At 57.0% G+C, this 3,065-nt stretch carries 2 protein-coding genes; both read left to right on the forward strand.

Features of this window, described 5'->3' with window-relative positions; translation table 11 throughout:
• Positions 1–2,019: Ig-like domain-containing protein (locus ACF8AM_RS20450; RefSeq protein WP_392557426.1), on the forward strand; the 2,019-nt coding region annotated here is incomplete at its 5' end.
• On the forward strand, positions 2,016–3,065 hold a 1,050-nt coding region (locus ACF8AM_RS20455; RefSeq protein ID WP_392557427.1), incomplete at its 3' end, for a histidine kinase dimerization/phospho-acceptor domain-containing protein. The genes ACF8AM_RS20450 and ACF8AM_RS20455, both read left to right, overlap by 4 nt.

Genomic DNA, 3,065 nt, shown 5'->3' on the forward strand with positions numbered 1-3,065 from the left:
GGCATTGATTCCTCGACGGGATTCACGCTGACAATCACCGACGTCAACGAAGCCGCTTCGGTGAGCCTAGCCAATCAAGTCAACTCCATCAGCGAAGGTGCCGACCTGTCATCCGGCATGAAGGTCGCCGACATCGTCGTCACGGATGATGCACTGGGAACGGAAACGCTTGCCCTCATCGGAACCGATGCTGCCTTGTTCCGAATCGACGGCACGGAACTTTGGTTGGTCAACGACGCTGCACTGGATTTCGACAGCAATTCCACACTGGACGTAACCGTTGAAGTTTACGACGCCAGTTTGTCGGCCAGTGCGTTGGACACGGCGGCTCATTCGATGACCGTGACGGACGTGAACTCGTCACCAACCGTGAGCCTCAGTCAATCAGGAACGTCGCTCTCGGAAGACACCGCAACGGGCGTGCGAATCAAGATGGCGGACATCATCGTCACCGACGATGCAACGGGAACGAATGACCTGTCGTTGTCGGGCGACGACGCAGCACTGTTTGAGATTGACGGCAACGAACTCTATTTGAAAAGCGACACAACCCTCGATTTCGAGACCGCATCGACGCTCGATGTGACAGTCAACGTCGATGACTCGTCACTCGGCGGTGGCATTGATTCCTCGACGGGATTCACGCTGACAATCACCGACGTCAACGAAGCGCCCAGTTTCACCTTGGAATCACCAATCACGCTGATTCCCGAAACCGAGGACATGTCCGGCGGACTCAAGGTTGCTGACTTGATCGTCACCGACGATGCACTTGGAACCGAAACGTTCTCCCTCCGTGGTGATGACGCGGCATTGTTTGAAGTGGTTGGATCAGAACTGCGATTGCGAGCAGGGATCACGCTCGATGCCATCGTCAATCCCAACCTGGATGTGACCATCGATTTGGATGACGCCGCCTTGGGCAGTGGCCCCGAAGACACGCAAACACTGCAGATTCAAGTCACAACCACCAACGCGCCGCCCACGCTGGACAACTGGCAAACGAGCTCGTTCGCCAGCCAACCAGTGAACGTGCCCGCATCCGTGTTCGCCGGCCTGGCCAGCGATGTGGATGGTCAAACTCTGACGGCACACGTGAGTTCGGGTCCCATGGTTGGCACTTTGGACCTGCAATCGGATGGCAGCTTCACCTTCACGCCGCCGCCCGGATTCATCGGCACCATCACATTTGAATGGACCGCGTTTGACGGACGGCAACACAGCGCCGCTGCGACCGCCACACTGACCTTCCTCCCGGTTCCTACGATCCCCAATCCCCCAGCGCCCCCCGCACCGGCGACAGAAGATGGTTCGAGAAACGATTCGGATTCGTCCGATGCAGACGCATCCGATTCGAGCACGGACTCGGACAACAACGACAATACAGAAGACAGTTCCAGTGACGCAGATTCCGAATCCAGTTCCGAAGCCGAAGCCGGCGACGTGCCCGTTGGAATTCCCAACGCGGTCACCAACCCGGACGGAACCGCCCAACAAGGCGCCCAATCCGCCGCATCAGATGAGGCTTCCACTGAACTCGAACGCATGAACGCCAGCGTCAACGAAGCCCGACTTGCGAACGAGGCAGCCGAACGCGATCAGGACTTTGCCCGCACACAACTTGCTTTGACTCAGTCAGGCGGGCGAATCCAACGACTCGATCTGGATTTCGACTTTGGATCCGATGGAGTCGCCATGACATCCGTTGACTATGCCCTGATGAGCCAACCGGGCGAGATGTGGGACCAACTGGACAACTATCAAGAAAAGGTTAACTCGCAAATCAATGGCGATTTGATCGTCGTGGGAACCGCCGGCGCTGCCGCATCCAGTGTGACCGTGGGTGTGGTGGCCTGGGCCCTGCGAAGTGGATTGCTGCTGTCGGGTTTGATTGCCCACATGCCAGCTTGGAGTGCGGTCGACCCGTTGTTGATCATGCAAGGATTCTCTGGAAACGGTGACGGAGAAACTCTCGAAGAACTCATGGACCGCCACGACAAAGCGATGACAGACGAATGATGAGCCTCTATCAGCGTATCCCTATTCGCATTCGGATTTCACTCGGTCTAGTCGGACTGATGGCCGGCAGTCTGCTGGTCGCCAGCGCCGCCGGTTTCTTCCCCAACGAACAAGAAGAAATCCTGCACGGCCGTGCGCGGTTGTGTGAGTCCTTGGCAATCAGTGGCACCGCCATGGCCAGCCACGGTCAAGTCGACTCGTTGCGTGTCACACTCGAATCGGTCGTTCATCGAGACCCACAAATCAATTCCATCGGCCTGGTTTCCAGCGAGGGTCAACTGCTGGTCGCGGCCGGCGAACACGATCACTTCTGGAACGACAATCTCGCAGACGACGTCAATCAAATGCGAGTGCCCGTGTTTCGTTATGGCAAACAATGGGGCGAACTGCAGGTCGCCTTCGCCTCCACCGGCGGTCTATTCGGACTGAATTACTGGGCGCCCGCCTGGTTGTTGATCGTGCTGGTCCCGGCCTGTTTGATCCAGTTTTCGTTCTTTCTGAAAAAGACACTGGAGAGCCTGGATCCCTCCGGTGCCGTTCCCACCCACGTCGAAAATGCACTTGATACCATCACCGTCGGATTGGTCCTGCTCAATTCACGAGGTCGGATTCTGTTCACCAACCGACGTTTGAATCAATTGCTTTCGCAAGAACCTGCCGACATGATGGGCAAAGAGATCGGCGATCTGGAGTGGCAAACTCTTGCCGAAAGCAACGAACTCTTGCCTTGGGAAGAAGCCAAGCAGAACGATGATTCCGTCATGGATCGGATTCTCCAATACGACAACAGCGGCCGCCTGCTGACGTTCAGCGTCAACTGCACCCCGATCGCAGGTCAAGGCTATCTGGTCACCTTCGAAGACATCACGCTGATCGAAGAAAACAAAGTCGCCCTGGCAAAGGCTCGCGACGCCGCTGAAAACGCCAACGCTGCCAAAAGCGATTTCCTGGCCAACATGAGTCACGAGATTCGCACGCCACTCAACGCTGTGCTCGGCTTCACCGACGTCCTGCGTCGTGGATTGGTGTCCAACGGTGAGGAAGCC

It is taken from the genome of Rhodopirellula sp. JB055 (genome assembly GCF_043100905.1).
Classification (GTDB): domain Bacteria; phylum Planctomycetota; class Planctomycetia; order Pirellulales; family Pirellulaceae; genus Rhodopirellula.